The organism is Comamonas sp. AG1104 (assembly GCF_003350425.1).
Classification (GTDB): domain Bacteria; phylum Pseudomonadota; class Gammaproteobacteria; order Burkholderiales; family Burkholderiaceae_C; genus Comamonas; species Comamonas testosteroni.
This window is the reverse complement of sequence record NZ_QQAS01000009.1, coordinates 85,068-104,425: the sequence shown is the minus strand read 5'-3', so window position 1 is coordinate 104,425 and position 19,358 is coordinate 85,068. Positions and strand designations below refer to the sequence as shown.

The 19,358-nt window shown below is 63.5% G+C and carries 20 protein-coding genes; 8 read left to right on the top strand and 12 right to left on the bottom strand.

Going from position 1 to position 19,358, the window contains the following annotated elements:
- Positions 1 to 6: 6 nt before the first annotated feature.
- The 10 genes from flgK to flgB all read right to left on the bottom strand — a co-directional run bounded on the left by flgK (position 7) and on the right by flgB (position 9,429).
- Positions 7 to 1,953 (bottom strand): flagellar hook-associated protein FlgK, encoded by a 1,947-nt coding sequence (gene flgK, locus DFO48_RS21635; RefSeq protein WP_114864723.1) that lies wholly within the window; start codon positions 1,951 to 1,953, stop codon positions 7 to 9.
- Positions 1,950 to 2,978, bottom strand: a complete 1,029-nt coding sequence (gene flgJ, locus DFO48_RS21630) for a flagellar assembly peptidoglycan hydrolase FlgJ (protein WP_003077977.1) — start codon at positions 2,976 to 2,978, stop codon at positions 1,950 to 1,952. The genes flgK and flgJ overlap by 4 nt, the downstream gene beginning before the upstream one ends.
- Positions 2,975 to 4,123 (bottom strand): flagellar basal body P-ring protein FlgI, encoded by a 1,149-nt coding sequence (locus DFO48_RS21625; protein ID WP_114864747.1) that lies wholly within the window; start codon positions 4,121 to 4,123, stop codon positions 2,975 to 2,977. Before DFO48_RS21625 ends, flgJ begins: the two co-directional genes overlap by 4 nt.
- A gap of 20 nt (positions 4,124 to 4,143) precedes the next feature.
- Complete coding sequence (locus tag DFO48_RS21620; protein WP_003077979.1) at positions 4,144 to 4,851, bottom strand: flagellar basal body L-ring protein FlgH; 708 nt, start codon at positions 4,849 to 4,851, stop codon at positions 4,144 to 4,146.
- Between the two features lie 170 nt (positions 4,852 to 5,021).
- The gene (flgG, locus tag DFO48_RS21615) at positions 5,022 to 5,804 is read right to left on the bottom strand and encodes a flagellar basal-body rod protein FlgG (RefSeq protein ID WP_003059201.1); all 783 of its coding nucleotides are present in this window, start codon (positions 5,802 to 5,804) and stop codon (positions 5,022 to 5,024) included.
- Between the two features lie 18 nt (positions 5,805 to 5,822).
- A complete protein-coding gene (locus DFO48_RS21610; protein WP_003077982.1) occupies positions 5,823 to 6,563 on the bottom strand; it encodes a flagellar basal body rod protein FlgF in 741 nt (246 codons plus the stop codon).
- 69 nt (positions 6,564 to 6,632) lie between these two features.
- On the bottom strand, positions 6,633 to 7,901 hold the full coding sequence (flgE, locus tag DFO48_RS21605; protein ID WP_003077983.1) for a flagellar hook protein FlgE: 1,269 nt from the start codon (positions 7,899 to 7,901) through the stop codon (positions 6,633 to 6,635).
- Between the two features lie 14 nt (positions 7,902 to 7,915).
- Positions 7,916 to 8,578, bottom strand: a complete 663-nt coding sequence (locus tag DFO48_RS21600; RefSeq protein ID WP_003077986.1) for a flagellar hook assembly protein FlgD — start codon at positions 8,576 to 8,578, stop codon at positions 7,916 to 7,918.
- A gap of 16 nt (positions 8,579 to 8,594) precedes the next feature.
- Positions 8,595 to 8,999, bottom strand: coding sequence for a flagellar basal body rod protein FlgC (gene flgC, locus DFO48_RS21595; RefSeq protein ID WP_003059205.1), 405 nt, complete (start codon positions 8,997 to 8,999; stop codon positions 8,595 to 8,597).
- Between the two features lie 16 nt (positions 9,000 to 9,015).
- Complete coding sequence (gene flgB / locus DFO48_RS21590; RefSeq protein ID WP_003065531.1) at positions 9,016 to 9,429, bottom strand: flagellar basal body rod protein FlgB; 414 nt, start codon at positions 9,427 to 9,429, stop codon at positions 9,016 to 9,018.
- Positions 9,430 to 9,632: 203 nt separating this feature from the next.
- On the opposite strand from flgB, the gene flgA reads away from it, so the two are divergent.
- The 3 genes from flgA to DFO48_RS21575 all read left to right on the top strand — a co-directional run bounded on the left by flgA (position 9,633) and on the right by DFO48_RS21575 (position 11,224).
- Entirely contained in the window at positions 9,633 to 10,391 is a 759-nt protein-coding gene (gene flgA / locus DFO48_RS21585; RefSeq protein ID WP_003077987.1) for a flagellar basal body P-ring formation chaperone FlgA, read from the top strand.
- Positions 10,392 to 10,508: 117 nt separating this feature from the next.
- On the top strand, positions 10,509 to 10,823 hold the full coding sequence (flgM, locus tag DFO48_RS21580; protein ID WP_003065535.1) for a flagellar biosynthesis anti-sigma factor FlgM: 315 nt from the start codon (positions 10,509 to 10,511) through the stop codon (positions 10,821 to 10,823).
- Between the two features lie 38 nt (positions 10,824 to 10,861).
- Entirely contained in the window at positions 10,862 to 11,224 is a 363-nt protein-coding gene (locus DFO48_RS21575; RefSeq protein ID WP_003077988.1) for a hypothetical protein, read from the top strand.
- A 78-nt stretch (positions 11,225 to 11,302) separates the two neighbouring features.
- Here DFO48_RS21575 and DFO48_RS21570 read toward each other — a convergent pair whose 3' ends face one another.
- A complete protein-coding gene (locus DFO48_RS21570) occupies positions 11,303 to 12,784 on the bottom strand; it encodes a glycosyltransferase family 39 protein (RefSeq protein WP_114864722.1) in 1,482 nt (493 codons plus the stop codon).
- A gap of 131 nt (positions 12,785 to 12,915) precedes the next feature.
- On the opposite strand from DFO48_RS21570, the gene DFO48_RS21565 reads away from it, so the two are divergent.
- From DFO48_RS21565 to DFO48_RS21555, 3 genes are read left to right on the top strand one after another with little or no spacing between them, the layout of a single operon-like run.
- Positions 12,916 to 13,920, top strand: a complete 1,005-nt coding sequence (locus DFO48_RS21565) for a glycosyltransferase family 2 protein (RefSeq protein WP_114864721.1) — start codon at positions 12,916 to 12,918, stop codon at positions 13,918 to 13,920.
- A complete protein-coding gene (locus DFO48_RS21560; protein WP_370449604.1) occupies positions 13,917 to 14,333 on the top strand; it encodes a GtrA family protein in 417 nt (138 codons plus the stop codon). Before DFO48_RS21565 ends, DFO48_RS21560 begins: the two co-directional genes overlap by 4 nt.
- A complete protein-coding gene (locus tag DFO48_RS21555) occupies positions 14,330 to 15,157 on the top strand; it encodes a ChbG/HpnK family deacetylase (protein WP_114864720.1) in 828 nt (275 codons plus the stop codon). The genes DFO48_RS21560 and DFO48_RS21555 overlap by 4 nt, the downstream gene beginning before the upstream one ends.
- On the opposite strand, the gene DFO48_RS21550 is transcribed toward DFO48_RS21555, so the two are convergent.
- Positions 15,154 to 16,626, bottom strand: a complete 1,473-nt coding sequence (locus DFO48_RS21550; RefSeq protein WP_114864719.1) for a PLP-dependent aminotransferase family protein — start codon at positions 16,624 to 16,626, stop codon at positions 15,154 to 15,156. The genes DFO48_RS21555 and DFO48_RS21550 overlap by 4 nt on opposite strands.
- A 382-nt stretch (positions 16,627 to 17,008) precedes the next feature.
- Here DFO48_RS21550 and DFO48_RS21545 point away from each other — a divergent pair, with 382 nt between their 5' ends.
- Together DFO48_RS21545 and DFO48_RS21540 are read left to right on the top strand one after the other, a co-directional pair.
- Positions 17,009 to 18,187, top strand: coding sequence for a PLP-dependent aminotransferase family protein (locus DFO48_RS21545; protein ID WP_003077991.1), 1,179 nt, complete (start codon positions 17,009 to 17,011; stop codon positions 18,185 to 18,187).
- 235 nt (positions 18,188 to 18,422) lie between these two features.
- Complete coding sequence (locus DFO48_RS21540) at positions 18,423 to 19,349, top strand: PhzF family phenazine biosynthesis protein (RefSeq protein ID WP_114864718.1); 927 nt, start codon at positions 18,423 to 18,425, stop codon at positions 19,347 to 19,349.
- Positions 19,350 to 19,358: the final 9 nt, after the last annotated feature.

Here is a 19,358-nt window from a genome sequence, read left to right as displayed (position 1 = left end):
GGGGGGTTAACGGCCAACGGCCTGGATCACGCTGTCAAAAATTCCCTGAGCCACCTGCAGCATCTTGGCCGAGGCCTGGTAGGACTGCTGGTACTGCAGCAGCTTGGCGGCTTCTTCATCCAGATTGACGCTGGACACTGCGGTGCGATCGCCCTCCAGATTCTTGGCAATCGAGTCGGACAGCTTGGCTGCGTAGGCCGCGCTTTGCGTGCGTGTGCCGATCTGCGCCATGGCGGTGGAAAAACCATCGCTGAGCGTGGTCGCGCCATCGAAGATCACGGCGTCGCGCAACGACAGGAAGGAGCTGGCATTGCCCGTATCCGAGCTGTAGAAGCTGTTGGGGCCGAAGCTCACGGTATCGCTGGTGGCACCATCCACTGCAGGCGTGCCGGTGAGCGTCACCTTGAGCCCCGGAGCCAGCTCGATGGCCTGCCCGGAGATATAGGCGCCTGTCGCAGCCACGCCGCTGGGGGCAGGAGTGATGGTGTAGGTCATGCCGCCCGCCCCATCGGGAGCGAAAGACAGGGTGGTTCCTGCAGGAAAGGCAGAGGCATCGAAGCCCTTTCCCACCTTCAGGCTGGACATGCGGACGGCCGCATCGCCCAGCGAGTTGATCTTGGCCGACACCGGATTGGCCACCGCCAGATCGTTGCCGGAATGCACCATGGTCTGAATATCGTGCGCCGCCGATGCCACAGGACTGAACAGCACGGACTGGCCAGCCTGGCCATCGTTCTTGAGATCAAACTGCAGACCGTCAATCGTCATGCTGCGCAGGTCCGTCAGATCGTTGAAGGCCGTGGTCTGGCCATCCGACAGGCGCACCACCTTGCCCTTGGGCGCATCGTTGCCGAAAACGATCTTGTAATCCGAAGCCTTGAGCGCGCTCGAGTCCTTGACCGTGACCGTGGGCGTATCGGGCTGTACCCATTGAGCACCCGTGGTGGAGCCCGTGGTCGTCATCGGAATATTGAACAGCGCCCCGCCTTTCTGACCCGACAAGGTCAGGCCCAGCTGGTTCTGCGTATTGAGCGTATCGCCGATCGAGATCACCATGCGCCCCAGCAGGTTGCGCCCCTCGCTCAGGTCGTTGTTCTGGAACTGCAGCAGACCGGCAATCTCGCCGCCACCAGCCATGGCTGGAGTCAGCTCCACGGACTGCCCGCCCTGCTGCTGGAAATACAGGCTCATCTTGCCGCTGCCGGGGTACTGCGTGGACTCCTGCAGGCTGAGCTTGGCCGCACTCTGCCCCAGCACCAGCGGCTGGCTGCCACCCACGAACAGACTGATGGAGCCATCGCCGGCATCGACCTGCGAGGTCTGCACGTATTTGTTGATGTCACGCACCAGCTGGTCGCGCTGATCGAGCAGGTCATTGGGCGTGTGGCCCGTGGCGATGGCGCTGCTGATCTGACCATTGAGCGCAGCCACCTGTTGGGAAAGGCTGTTGACCACATTCACGTCATTGCTCATCTGCTGGCGCGTGCTGTAGTCCATCTCGTCGAGCTGGGCAGAAGCCGAGCGAAAGCGCGCGGCCAGCTCGCTCATGCGCGTCAGCACCACCTGGCGTGCCGAAGAGTCGGTAGGCGCGCTGCTGACATCGGCAAACGCATTCATCATGTCGTTGATGGCCGCGCCCAGGCCGTTGGTTCCGCCGGAGAACACTTCCTGCAACTGGTTGAGCGAGTTCGAGCGCGCGGAGTCTGCTGCACTGGCGGCGGTGGCCGCCGTGGCCTGACGGTTGAGCAGCTCGCTGAAGTTGCGCATGATGGTGGCCACATCGGCGCCATTGCCGATATAGCCATTGCCGATGTTCTGGCCCCCCGAGGTCTGAAAGGCCACGCTCTGGCGCGAATAGCCGGCGGTGTTGACGTTGGCGATGTTGTGCCCCGTGGTTTGCAGGGCGATCTGGTTGGCCATCAGGGCGCGCGCGCCCACGTTCAGAAGACTCATGACTGGTTCTCGGTGATCTTGTTGATCTGGGCTGCACGGGCGCTGGCGCCCAGACGGCTTGCGACATTGGCGCTGCTGTTGCTGGCGCTCGCGACTGTGACCTGGGCCACGCTCTGGATGGCGCGGCTGAGCTTTTGCGCATAGGCCGGATCGGTGGCGTAGCCGGCCTTTTGCAGCTCGCTGGCATAGGCCTGGGCAGAGCCGGTCTGGGCCATGGCCTTTTCGTAGCGCGGATTGCTGCCGATCAGGCGTGCGTAGTCGCGGAAGGACTCCTCGTAGGAGTCATAGGCGCGGAACTTGGCCGTAACCTTCTTGGGCGCGCCATTGATGTATTCGGTGGTCGTGACTTCGGCGACCTTGCCCGTCCAGCTGCCACCGGCCTTGATGCCGAACAGATTGAACGAGTTGCTGCCATCCTTGTTGCGGATCTCGCTCTTGCCCCAGCCCGTCTCATGCCCGGCCTGGCCGATCATGTAGTGGGCCGGGATGCCGCTCTCGCTGGCCACACGCTGCGCCGCGCCGGTGTGCGCCGTCACGAAGTTGTCGCGCCCCTTGGGAGCCGGTGCATAGGCATTGATCGATTGCGCAGCCTGGCTGCGGCTGCCGCTCCAGGCGCCGTTGCTGCCCACATTGCGCCAGGCATTGCGGCTCAGACTCAGTGTGGAAGGCACGGCAATTTCAGCGTCCTCGGCGGCGTCGACCCCCATGCTGCGCGCCAGCTGCTTGCTGATGGCATCGGTGAGGCCGCCAGGCTGGCCCGCCATGGCCACCGAGAGCTGCTGATCCAGCAGATCGGTGCTGAGATTGCCCTGCGCGCTGTCGAGCAGGCCGGACTTCATGGTCGCCTCGCGCATGCTCTTGATCATCTCGCGCATGAACAGCGACTCGAGCTGCTTGGCCGTCTCGCGCGCGGCCTGGGGGCTGTTCTCGCCGGCAGCCGTCTTGAGCGCATTGAGCGAGCGTGCATCGACGGCCAGGGCATTGCTGGCCGCCAGGGATGAAGAATGGGGCAGCGATGTGCTCATATCACCTCCAGCTCCGCGTCCATGGCGCCTGCGGCCTTGATGGCCTGCAGGATGGCCAGCAGGTCCTGCGGCGTGGCGCCCAGTGAGTTCAGCGCCCGCACCACATCGGTGAGCTGGGGCGAACTGGGCATGTTGATGACCTTGCCGGGCTCCTGCTTGACCTGGATATCGGACTTCTGCGCCACCACGGTCTGCCCTTGCGAGAACGGTGCGGGCTGGCTGATGACCGGCGTGGTGCTGATGGTGATGGACAGGTTGCCGTGCGCAATGGCGCAGGGACCCAGGGTCACCGCCTGATTGAGCACGATGGAGCCGGTGCGGGCATTGATGACCACCTTGGCCGCCGGCTTGGAGGTTTCAATGGGCATCTCCTGGATCTCGGCGATCATGCGCACGCGCGAGCCCGGATCGATGGGGGCATTGACCTGCACCGTGCGGCCGTCCAGTGCCATGGCCGTGCCCGCACCCATGCGCTGGTTGATGGCGCGCACCATCTTGTCGGCGGTCTGGAAATCGGTCTGATTCAGGCCCAGCGTGATCGTGTTGCCCTGGTTGACGGGAGTGGGCACTGCACGCTCCACCTGCGCACCCTGCGGCACGCGGCCCGCGTTCAGGTGATTGACCTGCACCTTGGAGCCGCCGGCCGCAGCCCCGGCACCGCCGACCACCACATTGCCCTGGGCCAGTGCATAGATCTCTCCGTCCGCGCCGCGCAGCGGTGTCGCCACCAGCGTTCCGCCCTTGAGCGACTTGGCATTGCCCATGGAGGAGACATTGATGTCGATGGCCTGGCCCAGCTGCGCAAAGGCCGGCAGCTCGGCCGTGATGATCACCGCCGCCACATTCTTGAGCTGCAGCTGGGCCGCATTGCCCGTGGCCGGCAGGGCGATGCCCATCTGCTCCAGGTAATTGGCCAGCGCCTGCTTGGTGTAGGGCATCTGCGTGGTCTGGTCGCCCGTGCCGTCGAGGCCGACCACCAGACCGTAGCCTGTCAACTGGTTGCTGCGCACGCCCTGGATGGCGGCAACCTCCTTGATGCGTGTGGCATGCGCAGGCAGGGTGAGCCCGCTGGCGCCAAGGGCTGCGACCACCAGCAAGGCGGTGTGCGCAGGGCGCAGTGACAGGAGCGTGGACAGTACTTTCATACTGCCCATTCTCGGAAGAATCAGAACGGCATAACGTTCAAAAAGAACCGGGACAACCAGCCAATTGACTGGGCTTCACCGGCCTGGCCACGGCTGCGCGACTCGACGCGCAAATTGGCCACCTGGGTCGATGCCACGGTGCTGCCCGGACGCAGCGAGCGCGGGTCCACCGTGCCCGTGAAGCGCAGCACATCAACGTTATGGTTCACGCCGATCTGCTTTTCGCCGGCAATCACCAGATGGCCATTGGGCAGCACGTCGACCACGGTGGTGGCAATCGAGCCCGTGAAGGTGTTGTTGCTGCTGGTGGCACCCGAGCCCTTGAAGTCGTTCTTGCTCTCGGCCCCCAGGGTGAGCGCATCGGCAACCGTCTTCTCGGCACCACCCCTGAGCAGAGGCAGCGAGGTGATGCCCGTGCTCAGCTCGTTGGCACGCCCGACCTTGGAGTCCGTGCTCTGGCTGGCCGAGACGCGCTCGACGATCTGCACGGTCACCGAGTCGCCCACCATGCGGGCACGCTGATCCTCGAACATGGGGCGGTAACGACTGGCGTTGAACAGGCTGCCGGTGGGATTCTGGGCCGTCTGCTCGCGCGGCTGCAGCACGGGGGGGGCCGTCGAGGGCATGTCCACGGGCGGCGGTGGATTGAGCGTGACGCAGCCCGACGTCAGCAGGGCCGCAGTGAGGGCACAGAGCGACGGGCAATGGGAAACAATGGCTTTGAACATGGCGGCAAGTCCTTGGCAGTCAGGCGCTTGGCCCCTTGTGCCCTTGCGTGCGCAATGCACGCTACTTAAATAGGAGCATATAGCGCTTTCTATTCATGGAAATCAGCATTTAATCTATCTGAAAACCATACACATAAGGCGCAGCACGCTCCTCAATACATAGTGATCAATCAGAGCTGTGCCAGCTTGGCCAGCATCTGGTCGGAGGTCTGGATCGCCTTGGAATTCATTTCGTAGGCACGCTGCGTCTGGATCATGGTCACCAGCTCCTGGACCACGTTCACATTCGAGGCTTCCAGATAACCCTGCTGAATCGTGCCCAGGCCGTTGGTGCCGGGCGTGCCCTGCTGGGGCTGGCCCGAGGAGGCAGTCTCGACATAGAGATTCTGGCCGCGGGGCTCCAGGCCTGCTGCATTGATGAACTGGCTCATCGCGATATTGCCCACCTGCTGCGGCGCGGCCTGGCCGGGCATGGTGACACTGACCACACCATCATGGCTGATCGACACCTTGGTCGCTCCCTGCGGGATGGTGATGCCGTTGGCCACGGGCAGGCCGCTGGACGTCACCAGCTGGCCCTGAGAATCGACCTCGAACGAGCCGTCGCGGGTATAGGCAATCGTGCCGTCTGGCATGTTGACTTCGAAGAAGCCGTTGCCGTTGATGGCCACATCCAGCGCATTGCTCGATTGCTGCAGGCTGCCCTGCAGAAAGTTGCGGCTGGTGGCCACGGTGCGCACGCCAAGGCCCAGGTGAAGGCCTGTGGGCAGCTGATTTTGCTCGGTGGTCTGCGAGCCGGACTGGCGCAGGTTCTGATAGATCAGATCCTCGAAGACCGCATTCGCGCGCTTGTAGCCGGTGGTGGAGACGTTGGCCAGATTGTGCGAAATCACGTCCAGCTGCGTCTGCTGGGCTTCCATGCCGGTCTTGGCAATGAACAGCGAATTGATCATGACGTATTCCTTTGGCTATCAGCCGTTCAAGCTCAGCAGCTGGCTGGCGGATTTATCGTTGGTTTCAGCGGTCTGCAGCAGCTTCATCTGCTGCTCGAACTGGCGCGAGGCCGCGATCATGCCGACCATGGTTTCGACGGAGTTCACATTCGATCCCTCGATCGAGCCCGACAGCAGGCGCGCTGTTTCATCGTTGGGCAGCGCATCGCCCTGGGCCGCGCGAAAAAAGCCGTCATCGCCGCGCACCAGGGGCTCGTCGACGGGCGGCGTGACCAGCTTGACGCGCCCCACGGCCACGGGCAGCTGATTGCCCATCTTGGCGGTCAGCGTTCCGTCCGAGCCCAGGGAAATCGTGGACTCTGGCGGGATGTCGATGGGAGCGCCGCCGTCGGAGAGCACGGCCTGGCCGTTGCTGTTGACCAGTTGCCCTTCGGGCGAAATCTCGAACACGCCGTTGCGCGTGTACGCTTCCTGACCGTCAAGTCCCTGCACGGCAAACCAGGCTCGGCCCATGGCCATGGCGTCCAGCGCCCGGCCGGTGCGCTGGGCAGGGCCGGGGGTGTCCTGATAGCCAGAGGTTGCCTCCAGTGCAAACACGCGCGTGCCGGCCCCCGAACCCTGCAGCGGCACCGAACGGAAGGTGGACATCTCGGCCCTGAAGCCGTTGGTGCCCGCATTGGCCAGGTTGTGAGCCAGCACGGCCTGACGCTGGGCTGCCGCATTGGCCCCAGTCATCGACGTATAAATAATTTTGTCCATGCTGACCTTCCTTCCGTCAAATCAATCGCCTTTGCAGCCCCGGCGCAAAGCGCCTCAGGGGCTTAGCTGTTATCGCAAGTTCACCAGTGTGGAGAACACCTGATCCTGCGTCTTGATGGTCTGGGCGTTGGCCTGATAGGAGCGTTGTGCCGTCATCATGTTGACCAGCTCGGCTGTCAGGTCCACGTTGGACTCTTCAAGCGCGCCCGACTGCAGCGAGCCGAAGGTGCCGGTCTGGGCCGAACCATTGAGCGCAGGGCCGGAGTCGGAGGTGGCAACCCATTTGTTGTTGCCGATGGAGCCCAGACCCTGGGTATTGGTAAAGGCCGCCAGAGCGATCTGGCCTTCGGTGCGCGTGACGCCGTTGGAGTAGGAGGCCACGATGGAGCCGTCGCGGCCCACATTGATGCCCGTCAGTGCGCCCGAGGTATAGCCGTCCTGCTTGAGGCTGCTGACGGCAAATTTGGTGCCGAACTGAGTCAGACCGCCGAAATCGAATGCGACATTGAAGGGCTGCAGGCCGTTGGGATTAGCCGTGCCGCCGCTGACGCTCAGATTCAGCGTAGTGCCCGAACCTGTGGTCGGTGCATTGGGGGTGACGCTGGTGAGCTTGCCGCTCGCGTCGAACACGGCCTTGCCGATGGGCGTGGCCGTGGCATCGAGCGAGTTGTAGACATTCCAGGTGTTGCCTGTGGCGTCTTTCTCGAAATACAGGTTGACCGGGATCGCCGTGCCCTGGGTGTCATACACATTCAGCGAGGTGCCATAGGTGGCCCGCGGCGTGGCAGCAACAGGAGGCGTGGCTGTAGCGTCGCCGGCGGCCGCCGTGGCGCGCGCATCCAGATTCAGCTCCACATTCACCTTGGATGTCTGCTTGGCGGGAATCGGCTGCCCTGTGGGAAAGCTCATCGGCACAGGCGTGGCACCCGACTGGATCTTGCCGGTCGCAGGATCCACCACATAGCCCATGACATTGTCGTTGTCCACGGTCTTGAGGTTGCCCTCCTTGTCCAGGCCGAAGTTGCCGGCGCGCGTGTAGGCGATGCTGCCGTCGCTTTGTTTGACGACGAAAAAGCCGTTCCCGTTAATGGCGATGTCCAGGTTGTTGCCCGTCGAAGTGATGGAGCCCTGCCTGAACTGCTGGGACACGGAGGCCACGTTAACGCCGATGCCGCTGCTCTGGCCGCTGGCCGAGCCGATGGCGCTGGCGATCATCTCGGCAAAGTCGGCGCGCGAAGCCTTGAAGCCCGTGGTGTTGGAGTTGGCGATGTTGTGGCCGATGACGTCCAGATTCTTGCTGGCGGCGTTCAAGCCCGAGAGACCTTGTTGAAAACCCATGATGTGCTCCTCAATCAGTAAACGGCCTTGATGCCGGAATAAGCCACGCTCTCGCCGTTATCGAGCTCCAGTGACAGCGCGCCGTTGGCCGAGCTGGCCGCGATCACGGCATGGGGCGCCAGCGGTGTGGATGCCACGGCGGTCGCTCCATTGGTGGCGACCACGCTGTAGCGCAGTTGCGAGGCATCGCCGCTGTATTTGTCCTTGCCTTCCCAGGTGAAGTAGTTGCGGCCTGCCGCGCCGGCACCCAGATCGATGGTGTCCACCAGCTCGCCGCTGGCCGTGGTGATCTGGATCTTGACGCTGGCTGCCTGGTTTTCCAGATCGAAGGCCGCGGTATGTGTGCCGTTGGCCGCCACGCCCAGGGTGTTGCCTTCGGTCAGCACCGTGCGGCCGATCATGGAAGTGCCCTGCAGCACCTGCATGGCGGAGAACTGGCTGGACATGGAGGCCATGGTCTGGTTCAGCTGCTGAATGCCAGTCACGGTGTTGATCTGCGCCATCTGCGAGGTCATTTCCGCGTTGTCCATGGGATTCATGGGATCCTGGTTGTTGAGCTGGGCCACCAGCAACTTGAGGAAACGGTCCTGGGCCTCGTTGGGGTCCGTCACCGAGTTTTTGGTCTTGCTGGTGGTGTTGGTCGTGGTGCCGTCCACGCTGCTTGCGCCGTAGATCATGTGAGTGTTCCCGGGCTTACTGGCCCATTTGCAGAGTCTTGAGCAGCAGCGTCTTGGCCGTGTTCATGACTTCCACGTTGTTCTGATAGGAGCGCGAGGCCGAGATCATGTTGACCATCTCGTCCACGGCGCTCACGTTGGAGTGGGTGACATAGCCCTCGCCATCGGCCAGCGGATTGCTGGGGTCGTGGATGCGACGGCCGGGCGTGTTGTCCTCGCTGATGGCATTGACCTTGACGCCTGCGCTGCCGTCATTGCCCATGGGCACGGTCTGAAACACGACCTGACGCGCCTTGTAGACGCTGCCGTCGGGGCCGGCCACGGCATCGACGTTGGCCAGATTGGAGGCCACCACGTTCAGACGCTGGGACTGGGCGCTGACCGCACTGCCCGAGATATTGAAGATGGAAAACATGGACATGGTTTAGCTCCTGGGCTTACTGGCCTTGAATGGCGCTGAGCATGGTCTTGGCCTGGCCGTTGATGAAGCGCAGCGTGGCTTCATAGCGCACGGAGTTATCGACGAAATTGGCGCGCTCGCGATCCAGGTCCACGGTGTTGTTGTCCAGACTGGGCTGGGAATTGACCGAATAGCCGAGCTTGGCCTTGAGTGCCTCGTCCGACATCTGCGCCTGCAGCGGGATATGACCCGCCGTCGTGACACTGGCCTGGGTCAAGGGCTTGGGCCCGCTGGTCGCGGCCATCAAGGCTTCACGGAAGTTGAAGTCGCGCGCCACATAGCCAGGGGTGTCGGCGTTGGCAATATTGCTGGCAATGGCACGCTGGCGCTCGGCGCGCAAGAGCAGCGCCTCGCTTTGGAAGTCCAGTCGTTCGGTCATTTTGTTCAGCATTGCGGCCTCGCTTTCAGAATTCGGGGATGCCGGAGCCCACGGACTGCGGCATGCGAGGATTATGAAAATCGGCAGCGCAAACTAAAGCGCGAAGAAAGCGGTATTGCGCTGGCACTTCAAGCCATTGCGCAAGCCATGTCACGCCTATATTTGCCAGCATCGTCTGCAGCCTCGTGACTGCGGATACTTCAAAGGATTAATGCATGTCTGGCCGCTTTTCCCTGTTTCTGCGCCTTCGCCCCTCTCGGGGCCTGGCTACGGCATGGGGTCTGGGCGCGTTGCTGCTGACGGCCGGCGCACAAGCCCAGGATGGCGCGGCGCAGCTCAGCCAGATCGGACAGCGCTTTGTCGACGCCGCTTTGCACCAGCCATCGCCCGAGACCGTGCAGGCCGGCAACGGCATGGCTTTGCGCATGGAAGTTCAGATGGGTCAGCTGGACTCGCGCCTGCGTCTGGCGGCCTGCGCCAAGGTCGAACCCTATCTGCCTGCAGGCAGCCGCCTGTGGGGCCGCACCCGACTGGGTCTGCGCTGCGTGCAGGGTAGCGTGCCCTGGAACGTGTTCCTGCCCATCACCGTGCGTGCCTACGGCCCGGCCTGGGTGGCGCAAGGCAATATTCCCGCCGGCAAGACCCTGAGCGCTGAGGACGCAGTCCCCGCAGAAGTGGACTGGGCCGAGGACAGCGCTCCCGTCTTCGCCAATGCTCAGGATTTCATCGGCATGGTCGCGGCGCGTGCGCTGACATCGGGGCAGGCTCTGCGCCAGAACATGGTGCGCCCGCCAGCCTTGTTCACGGCGGGATCGCCCGTTCAAGTGATGGTCAACGGCGGCGGTTTCAGCGTTGCCGGCTCGGGCAAGGCGATGACTGCCGCCGGAGAAGGACAACAGGTACGGGTTCGCATGGATAATGGCCGCCTTGTCACAGGAACGGTCAATGCCAATGGCGTGGTTCTGGTTCAATAACAAGAGAGTGCACACTCACTTTAAAGACCATGCCAAATATTCCTCAAGTTTTACGCGCCGTTGTCGAAAGCAAGGCTACAGCGCCCTACGCCGATACAGGGCGATTGGAGAACCAGCATGAAGATAGGCAATAAACCGGACCTGCAGCAGACCGCTGCAGCCGCCAAGCAGGCCCCGAAATCCGCCACCACGGTTGCCACCGAGGAATCGACCAAAGGCTTGTCCGAGCGCGCCGCTGGCGTGCCCGTGTCCTTTTCGTCCTCGGCCCGCGCCCTGGATAGTCAAAGCCGCACCAACACCGACTTTGATGCTGATCGCGTCAAGGCCATGCGCGAAGCCATCGCCAATGGCAGCTTCCGCGTCAACGCCGAGGCCGTGGCAGACAAGCTGCTGGCCAATACCGAAGAATTCCTGGTTCACGCGCGCGGCTGAAGCGCCCGCGCCTGAACTCACGAACAAAGGCTGACCCGATGACCTTGCAGGAAATGCTCGATTCGCTGGATGCGGTGATTCAGACCGTTTCGACATCGCTGCAGTCACCGGACTCATCCGCGCTGGAGCAGTCCAGCACCCGCCTGCGTGACGCCATGGTGGCGTTCTCCCAGCTCGTCAAGCGCGTCTCGGCCGATGACTGGACGCCTGCACTGCGCGAGCGCGCACAGCACTTGGACCGCGAAATCTCCCTGGTCCGCGACCAGCTGGCGCGGCTTTCCGTGCTCAACCAGCGCCGCACCAAGGCCCTGGTGCCTGCTGCCGAAGACAGCACCTACGAAAGCAGCCTGCGCGGCGCATCGCAGACGGGGCGTGCACGCATTTATCACGCAGCCAGCTGAGTCAGGCCACATCGGCCATTTCCATCATCAAAAAAGGCGGGTCCGATGCCCGCCTTTGCCTTTGCAGGGGTGCTGCTCTCAGTGCTCACCCTTGGCGATCTTCACGGGACGCCAGGCCCAGACACCGTAGGCGCGCGTCAGACCTTCTGGCAATGGGTCCGGTGCCACCATCACCTCGATGATGCGGGCGTTCGGCAGTTCGTCCTCGCGAATCCAGGGGCTGTATTGCAGATTGCGCTCCACGTAGACGCGTGGACGCTCGGGCAGCCCCATGGCAATGCGCCCGGCCAGCGCCTGCGGGCCGATGATGATGTCCACAGGACCACCCAGTGCCTGATGCGCCGCTGGCGCCAGACCTTCCACAATCCTGTCCACGGGGATATGGTTCTGATGACTGCTCTTGTAGCCCGACAGCCCCATGGGCGATGCCAGCCAGAACTGCAGCAGCAGCAGCGCCTGCAAAACCCCAAACGTCAGCCAGGCGGCACGCATGTCCCCGGCTGCGCCCCAGCTCCGTGGCGAGCGAGCCCACTCCATGACGGCAGGCACGCACAGGAACATGAAGGCCGTACCCCACTGCAGGTGCAGATAGGAGCCGGTAAACAGGCACAGCACCAGCATGGCAAGCAGCGGCAACAGACCCCAGAGCAGCCAGAACTCGCGCAGCATCCTGTCTGCTGCGACCGGCGTAACCTTTGCCGGCGCAGTCTGTTCTCCAGTTTTGCCCGCCCTGCGCCGCCCCCACCAGAGAGCCACACCCAGCACGATCCAGGCAGGCATGCAGCGGTTGAAGATCCAGTCCACCGCGAACTTCCAGGACATATTGATGCGGGCGGCCGTATCCAGGTGCAGGCCCAGGGAAGTACGCTCGGCGTAATGCATGGGCATCCAGTCATGGGTGCTCAGCCAGTACAGATGAGGAGACAGCACCAGCAGGCCGATCACGGTCGCCAGCGCTGCCCCTTTGACATGCACCGGATTCTTCCAGGCGCCAATGCGCAGCCACCACAGGCCTATCACGCCCAACGCCAGCACATATTGATATTTGCTGAGCATGCCCAGGCCCGAGACCAGGCCCAGCCAGGCCCAGCCCGCCAGGGATGGCTTCTGCGAGACATGCCAGGTCAGTGCCACGGCCAGCGAGATCCACAGCATCATCACGACGTTGTGGTTGTAGTAATAGAGCCGCCCGCAGTAGAAGGTGATGCTCAGCGCCGCTAGCAGACCCACGGTCGCATAAGCCTGGCCCCGCATATCGCAAAGCAGCTTCCAGAAAATCGCCAATGACCCCAGCGTGACCACACCGCCCAGCACATAGGTCAGCCCTATGGACGGGCCAAAAACAGCCGCAGAAGCGGCCATGATCCAGGTCGGCATCGGCGGATGCTTGAAATAGCCCAGCTCCAGAGAGTGAATCCAGATCAGCTGCTCCACATTGTCTCCGGGCGCGGCCAGGGCCGTCACCCAGTGAATGGTCAGCCAGATCACGCCGTATACGGCGAGCAAGGCGGCAACGGCACGGCCGGTAAGCACAAGAGAGTCGCGTGGGACAGCGGTCATCAGACGATCAATGAAAGAAAGGAGCGGGCAGCATTGCCTAGGGGCGTGAGTATAGCGACGGCCTTTTTGAGGCGACACAAACCGTGACCGGCCCCAGCAAGCAGTTACAGACTTGCGCGAAAATCCTGCCCATGACCGATCTTCATGCCGAATATGCACCCGCAGCCCCGCCAGCACAATTGCCGCGCCAGCCGCTGAGGCTGAGCTGCGTGGTGCCGGCCTATAACGAACAGGCCAATATCGAGGGCTTTTTGCGTGCGCTGGCCGAGACGGTGCGGGCTTTGACGCCTGATTTCGAGATCGTGGTGGTCAACGACGGCAGCCGCGACGCCACACATGAGCTGAGCCTGCGTCTGGCGCAGGAGCTTCCGCTGCGCTACCTGGCCTTGTCGCGCAACTACGGCAAGGAAGCCGCCCTGTCTGCCGGCATAGACCACGCCCGAGGCAACGCCGTGCTGCTGATCGATGCCGATTTCCAGCATCCGCTGGAGATGCTGGCCGAAATGCACGGGCTGTGGCAGTCGGGTTATGAAATGGTCTACGGCGTGATTGCCGACCGCGGCGCCGAAAGTGGCGCCAAGCGCATGGGCACCCAGCTGTTCTACCGTGTGATGAACTCGGGCAGCGCGGTCAAGATGCCGCCCAACGCAGGCGACTTCCGCTGGATGGACCGCAAGGTCGTCGATGCCCTCAAGGCCTTGCCTGAAAACAACCGCTTCATGAAGGGTCTGTACGCCTGGGTCGGCTTCAAGACTGCAGCCTTGCCCTTTGTCCCCAAGGACCGTGCTGCGGGCAACTCCAGCTTCAACCTGCGCCGCCTGGGATCACTGGCGCTGCTGGGGCTGACTTCTTTCACCACTCTGCCCCTGCGCGTCTGGAGCATGGTGGGAGCCGGCATTTCCCTGCTGGCTCTGGCCTATGGCCTGTGGATTGCGGCCGAAGCCCTGTTCTTTGGCAACCCTTTGCGCGGCTGGCCCACACTGGCCGCCAGCATCATGCTGTTCTCGGGCGTGCAACTGCTGTCCATCGGCATTCTGGGCGAGTACATCGGTCGCATCTACGAAGAGGTCAAGCGCCGCCCCATCTACCTGGTGGCCCATGACGAAGACCGCAGCCCGCTGCGCGAGCCATCGTGATCGAGGGCGCGCTGCAAAGACTGCGCCGCCTGCCGCAGCTGCTGCAGTTCGTGCTGGTGGGCGGCTCGGCAGCAGCCACGCATCTGGCGGTGGTCGGCCTGCTGGTGTCACTGCTGGGCCTGCCGCCGCTCGGTGCCAATGCGCTGGCGTTTCTCGTGGCCTTTGTGGTCAGCTACAACGGTCATGCACTGCTCACTTTTTCAGCAGCGCAGGCCAGGGGCTGGCCGGTGGTAGCGAAATTCTTTGCCGTGGCCTGCCTTTCCTTTGTCGCCAATGAGCTGCTCTACTACATCGCCCTGAACTGGCTGCACTGGCATTACTTCTGGAGTCTGGCCGCCGTGCTGGTGCTGGTGGCCATAGGCACTTTTGTCATGAGCAAGTTCTGGGCCTTCAAGGCACGCAGCGTCGCATGAATCACACGAAAACCTCCCGCGCCATCCTGCTGTGCGCCGATGATTACGCCCTGCATCCGCTGGTGGACGACGCCGTGCAGCAGCTGACGCTTGCCGGTCGTCTCTCGGCCACCAGCTGCATGACCACTTCGCCTCTGTGGCCGCAAGCCGCGCCGGCATTACGGGAGTTGCGCCCCCGGCTCTCGGTGGGTCTGCACTTCAACCTGACCGAAGACCATGGCGGACAGCATGACGCCCAGACGCTGGGCACGGTGCTGCGCCAGGCCTATGCACGGCAGATGCCGCATGATCTGATGCGCAAGGCCTGGCGCGAACAGCTCGATGCTTTCGAGCAGGTCATGGGCACGGCCCCGGACTTCATAGACGGCCACCAGCATGTGCATCAGTTGCCCGGCCTGCGCGCCGCCATGCAGCAGGAACTCCAAGCCCGCTACGCCGCGCGCGAGATGCCCTGGGTGCGCTCCACGGCACCGGCCGCAGGTCTGTGGCGCAGCCCCAAGGCCGCCATCATTGCCTTGCTGGGCGGCTGGGCCACCACCCGGCGGCTACGCCACGCAGAAATCCCCATGAACCATGGCTTTGGCGGCGTCTATGGCTTTGATGCGCCCGACACCGCCAGCTATGGCAGGCAGATGGCCGGCTGGCTGACGCATATGGCGACCGGCGGCCTGCTGATGTGCCACCCGGCCAGCGGCGTGGTGCAGGGCGATGCCATCGGCAGGCAGCGCCCCGTGGAGTTCGACTATCTGATGTCCGACGCCTTTGGCGATCTGCTGCAGCGCACCGGCTGCCATATCCATCAAGGCCCCATACAACTGGGCTAAGACTTTGGCGACTGCTCCCGCATCCCGGCCACCGCCCGCTCAAAGACCCGCCAGAAGGCGGCATCCTGCGTGGTCGCGAAATTGATGCGCATGCAGGTGCTGGAGCCCCGGCTGGCATGGAACATGGCACCAGGGGCAATCATGTAGCCCTGATCCAGCAGCAGCTGAGTCAGCACCTCGGTATCCACACCGGTATCCACCCAGCCGAACATGCCCGCAGGCTCGGCCACAAAACGGCAACCGGCCGCCTGGGCCAGCGCCACACTGCGCGTGCGCGCCTGGGCCAGATGCTGGCGCAGCCGCTCGGCATGGCGGCGCAGCTGGCCTTGCTCCATGCACAGGGCCAGGGCCTGCTCCATTGGGGTCGGCGTGGACAGGGTGGACAGCAGCTTGGTGTCCAGAAGCCTCTCTACCAGCTCGGGCGGCGCCGCCAGGTAGCCCAGACGCCAGTTGGGCACCAGCACCTTGGCAAAGCCGCTGATGTAGATGCTGCGCTGCAGCCGGTCCAGCACCGACACGCGCGGAGCGTGATCGGGCGCAATATGGCAGTAGCTATCGTCCTCCACCACATAGAAACCATGGCGCTGCGCCATCTGCAGCACCTCATGGGCGCTGGCCGCGCTCAGGCTGTAGCCCGTGGGGTTGTGCAGCACGCTGACACTCACATAGAGCTTGGGGGCCATGGTCTCGCAATAGCGCTGCATCACCGCCATGTCCGGCCCCTCGGGCCCACGCGGCACCGGCAGAACGCGCATGCCCATGGCGGCCAGGCGCGCATATTCCACGGCCCAGCCCGGCTCTTCCACCATTACCGGATCGCCGGGCTGCAACAGGGCCCGGCTCACGATGTCCAGCGCCTGAGTCGCCCCGAGGGTGGTGATGATCTGGCCCGGCCCGGCCGCAATGCCTATGCGCTGCAAGCGCCGCGCCAGCGCCTCGCGCAGCCGGCTGTCGCCCATGGGCTCGCCATAGCGCACCAGCGATTCGCGCAGCGCCTGCCCGCTGGTGACCTTGCGCATGGCCGCCACCAGAAAACTGGCATCCAGCCACTCGGCGGGCAGCACACCGGCACCGGGCTGGGGCTTGCCGGCCACGCTCTCCACAAACATGCCGCGAATCAGCATGGTGGCGTTGATACGCGTGCCCGGCGGGATGCCTACCGGGGTATTGACTGCTCCTTCATTGATAGCTATATGCGCTTTACCTTCAGGCATTTGAAGCGGATTTTGCACAATATCGCGCACATAAAAGCCGCGCTGCGGCCTGGCCTCGACCAGCCCCTGGGCCTGCAACAGGTCGTAGGCAGCCACCACCGTGTAGGGGCTCACGCCTTGCTGGCGCGCGCATTCACGCACCGAAGGCAGGCGCGCGCCTGCGGGCAGCAGCCTGGTGCGTATGCGTTCGGCCAGACGCTCGGCCAGTTGCTGGGTCAGGGTCAGGGCCGCCTGGCGGGACAGGGAGATGGACATGGTGATATGCAGCGAACTGTATTGAAGCGGACACCAATACAGAAGCCATAATTGTGAGACTGTCTGTATAGGTACTGTAATGGTCTCAAGCGTATATTGAGTCCATCAACCTCTCTTGGCCGCCCTCCACACAGGGCTATGGTCACGGTCTGCGGTCTCACCGACTTCAGACCACACCGTCGCAATTGCCCGCCAGCCCACACAGGCAAACCGGCCGCGACACAATAAGCCCACCTGCTGGTGCATGGTTGCAGCGCTTTGTGCGCCGCAGCGATTGCATCCCGAGCCCCAAGCTCAGGCCGGCACATGCCCGACAACGGCGTGAGAATGCACACCGGCCAGCCCTGCCCGGGCTGGCAATGTAGAGATCGAGTACTGTTTTATGACAACATGGACGCTGGCAGAACGTGCTGCCAAGATGAATTCCTCCGCCATCCGCGAGATCCTCAAGCTGACCGACCGCCCCGGCATCATCAGCATGGCTGGCGGCCTGCCTTCCCCCAAGGCCTTCCCTCTGGACGCATTCACCGAAGCCTGCCAGACCGTGATGCAGCGTGACGGTGCCGCAGCCCTGCAGTACTCGACCACCGAGGGCTTTGCCCCGCTGCGTCAGGCGATTGCCGACTTCCTGCCCTGGAGTGTCGATCCCGAGCAGATCCTGATCACCACCGGCAGCCAGCAGGCGCTGGACCTGATTGGCAAGGTGTTCCTGGACAAGGGCAGCCGTCTGCTGGTTGAAAAGCCCACCTACCTCGGCGCCTTGCAGGCCTTCACCCCCATGGAACCCGTGGCCGTGGGCGTGGACAGTGACGACGAAGGCATGCTGATCGAGGACTTTGCCAGGCAGATCGGCAGTGGCGCCGACAAGGCCCGCCTGGCCTATGTGCTGCCCAACTTCCAGAACCCCACCGGCCGCACTATGAGCGATGCGCGCCGCCAGGCTCTGGTGGAAAAGGCCAAAGAACTGGATATCCCTCTGATCGAGGACAACCCCTACGGTGACCTCTGGTACGAGCAGGAGCCGCCCCTGCCCCTGGCTGCACGCAACCCCGAGGGCGTGATCTACATGGGCTCGTTCTCCAAGGTGCTGGCCCCCGGCCTGCGCATCGGCTTCATCGTCGCGCCCAAGTCCGTGTACGGCAAACTGACCCAGGCCAAGCAGGCTGCCGACCTGCACACCCCCAGTTTCAACCAGCGCGTGGTGGCTGAAGTCATCAAGGACGGCTTTCTGGACCGCCATGTGCCCACCATCCGGGCCATGTACAAGGCTCAGCGCGATGTGATGCTGATGGCCCTGGAGCGCGAGATGGCCGGCCTCGACGTGCAATGGACACGTCCCGTGGGCGGCATGTTCCTCTGGGTCAGGCTGCCTGCAGGCATGGACGCCCAGGCCTTGCTGGCCAAGGCCGTGGAGCGCAATATGGCTTTTGTGCCCGGCGCCCCCTTCTACGCCGGCGATGCGCAGAACAACACGCTGCGTCTGTCGTATGTGACGGTGTCTGCCGAGCAGATCAACATCGGCATCAAGTCCCTGGCCGAGGCCATCAAGGCCAGCCTCTGACCTGAAAGCTCCCCCTGAGGCGCTCCCCGCCTTCCCCCTCTCTCGCTTCGCGGGAGGGGGACGACACCCTCGGTGCGCGGCGGCGCTTCCTCGGTGTCCCTGACACCGCTTGGCATATGTTGCGCCTCATCAACCGGCCTGACACGAACCACCGTGCAGCGCCGGTTTTTCTTTTTGCCGACAATCGCTGCCCATGTCTGCTCCAGCCCCCCATATCGCGCTATCCCGTCCCTATATGACCGTGGACGTGTTCACGCACACCGCGCTGCTCGGCAACCCCGTGGCCGTGGTGCTGGGCGCCGATGGCTTGAGCGATGCCCAGATGCAGGCCTTTGCGCACTGGACCAATCTGTCGGAAACCACCTTTGTGCTGCAGCCCAGCGCCGCAGCGCTGGCCGCTGGAGCCGACTACCAACTGCGTATCTTCACGCCCGCGGGCGAGCTGGCTTTTGCCGGCCACCCCACGCTGGGCAGCTGCCATGCCTGGCTGGCCCAGGGCGGCCAGCCGCGCAACCCCGAGCAGGTGCTGCAGGAATGCAAAAAAGGCCTGGTAGCCATTGGCTGCGATGCGCAAGGCGCTCTTTTTTTCGAAGCACCTTCACTCGACTCTCAGGAAATTCGCGAAGAGGAACTGGCACCTGTGCTGCAGGCTCTGGGCCTGCAGCGTGAGCAGCTGCTGATGGCGCGCAGCCTCCATAACGGCTCGCCCTGGCTGGGCCTGCTGCTGGACCACCCCGATACGGTTCTGAGTGTGGAGCCAGACTTTGGAGCGCTCAAGAAGCTGGGGGCCAAAGCCGGTCTGGCAGCCATTTATGAGGTGCAAGAGGATGCCCCGCTGATCGGCCGCTCCAGCCGCGAAGCCCGCGCTTTTGCCAAGCAGGCTGAAGAAGCCGCTCAAGAAAAAGTGACTTCAGCCCAGCCGCGTCTGGAAGTACGCGCCCTGGTAGGCGAGACCGCGAGCGAAGACCCTGTCACAGGCAGCCTGAATGCTGCGCTGGCCCAATGGCTGACGGACGAAGGTCTGCTGCAGACTCCCTATATCGCCGCGCAAGGCGTATGCGTGGGCCGTGACGGACAGGTTCATGTCCAGACCGCCGCCAACGGCAAGCTTTGGGTGGGCGGCCACACCGTGACCGTCACCTCGGGCCGCGTCCTGCTTTAAACCTCAGGG

Coding starts and splice junctions, on each gene's coding strand:
- flgK (WP_114864723.1), bottom strand. CDS start 1,953: ATGAGTCTTCTGAACGTGGGCGCGCGCGCCCTGATGGCCAACCAGATC.
- flgJ (WP_003077977.1), bottom strand. CDS start 2,978: ATGAGCACATCGCTGCCCCATTCTTCATCCCTGGCGGCCAGCAATGCC.
- DFO48_RS21625 (WP_114864747.1), bottom strand. CDS start 4,123: ATGAAAGTACTGTCCACGCTCCTGTCACTGCGCCCTGCGCACACCGCC.
- DFO48_RS21620 (WP_003077979.1), bottom strand. CDS start 4,851: ATGTTCAAAGCCATTGTTTCCCATTGCCCGTCGCTCTGTGCCCTCACT.
- flgG (WP_003059201.1), bottom strand. CDS start 5,804: ATGATCAATTCGCTGTTCATTGCCAAGACCGGCATGGAAGCCCAGCAG.
- DFO48_RS21610 (WP_003077982.1), bottom strand. CDS start 6,563: ATGGACAAAATTATTTATACGTCGATGACTGGGGCCAATGCGGCAGCC.
- flgE (WP_003077983.1), bottom strand. CDS start 7,901: ATGGGTTTTCAACAAGGTCTCTCGGGCTTGAACGCCGCCAGCAAGAAT.
- DFO48_RS21600 (WP_003077986.1), bottom strand. CDS start 8,578: ATGATCTACGGCGCAAGCAGCGTGGACGGCACCACGACCAACACCACC.
- flgC (WP_003059205.1), bottom strand. CDS start 8,999: ATGTCCATGTTTTCCATCTTCAATATCTCGGGCAGTGCGGTCAGCGCC.
- flgB (WP_003065531.1), bottom strand. CDS start 9,429: ATGCTGAACAAAATGACCGAACGACTGGACTTCCAAAGCGAGGCGCTG.
- flgA (WP_003077987.1), top strand. CDS start 9,633: ATGTCTGGCCGCTTTTCCCTGTTTCTGCGCCTTCGCCCCTCTCGGGGC.
- flgM (WP_003065535.1), top strand. CDS start 10,509: ATGAAGATAGGCAATAAACCGGACCTGCAGCAGACCGCTGCAGCCGCC.
- DFO48_RS21575 (WP_003077988.1), top strand. CDS start 10,862: ATGACCTTGCAGGAAATGCTCGATTCGCTGGATGCGGTGATTCAGACC.
- DFO48_RS21570 (WP_114864722.1), bottom strand. CDS start 12,784: ATGACCGCTGTCCCACGCGACTCTCTTGTGCTTACCGGCCGTGCCGTT.
- DFO48_RS21565 (WP_114864721.1), top strand. CDS start 12,916: ATGACCGATCTTCATGCCGAATATGCACCCGCAGCCCCGCCAGCACAA.
- DFO48_RS21555 (WP_114864720.1), top strand. CDS start 14,330: ATGAATCACACGAAAACCTCCCGCGCCATCCTGCTGTGCGCCGATGAT.
- DFO48_RS21550 (WP_114864719.1), bottom strand. CDS start 16,626: ATGTCCATCTCCCTGTCCCGCCAGGCGGCCCTGACCCTGACCCAGCAA.
- DFO48_RS21545 (WP_003077991.1), top strand. CDS start 17,009: ATGACAACATGGACGCTGGCAGAACGTGCTGCCAAGATGAATTCCTCC.
- DFO48_RS21540 (WP_114864718.1), top strand. CDS start 18,423: ATGACCGTGGACGTGTTCACGCACACCGCGCTGCTCGGCAACCCCGTG.